A 503-nucleotide genomic window follows, 5' to 3' on the forward strand; every position below is an offset into this window, starting at 1 on the left:
CAGCTCAAGAAAAGTTACTCATATTGGAGGAGTTCAGACATTCGAAGACAAGTATCAGTAGTTTCTCCCGTCAACACGGTCTTGGTGATCGTACATTACAACGTTGGCAGGCGCGCTATGAACGTGATGGGATTAAGGGATTAGAGGAAGCTCGAAAGAATCAACATTATACCAGAGAGCTAAAGCTTGAAGCAGTGCTTGCTTATCTTAGTGGTGAAGGGTCATTAGCCGAAGTTACGATGCAGTTTGGTCTGCACTCATCAACACAACTGCAACGTTGGATAGCCATGTATAATAGGGATCATCAATCTTTGACGGCTTCACCGTCTAGAAAGCAGGTCCCCACCATGAGTCGTACAACCACCTTCGAAGAACGCATTAAAGTCGTTGAATATGTCACTAAGGGTAAGCACTCCTATACTGAAGCGGCAGCCCATTTTGATGTGTCTTATCAACAGGCACGGTCTTGGGTGATCAAGGCTCGCGAAGGCGGTTATGAGGCG

General features: G+C 46.3%; 1 protein-coding gene. It reads left to right on the forward strand.

All coding sequences use genetic code 11. The annotated features are described in order from the left end of the window. A partial coding sequence (locus tag BVJ53_RS14855) for a helix-turn-helix domain-containing protein (protein WP_137296012.1) occupies positions 1 to 503 on the forward strand: 503 nt, incomplete at both ends.

The organism is Lacticaseibacillus chiayiensis, assembly GCF_004123795.1.
GTDB classification, from domain to species: Bacteria; Bacillota; Bacilli; order Lactobacillales; family Lactobacillaceae; genus Lacticaseibacillus; species Lacticaseibacillus chiayiensis.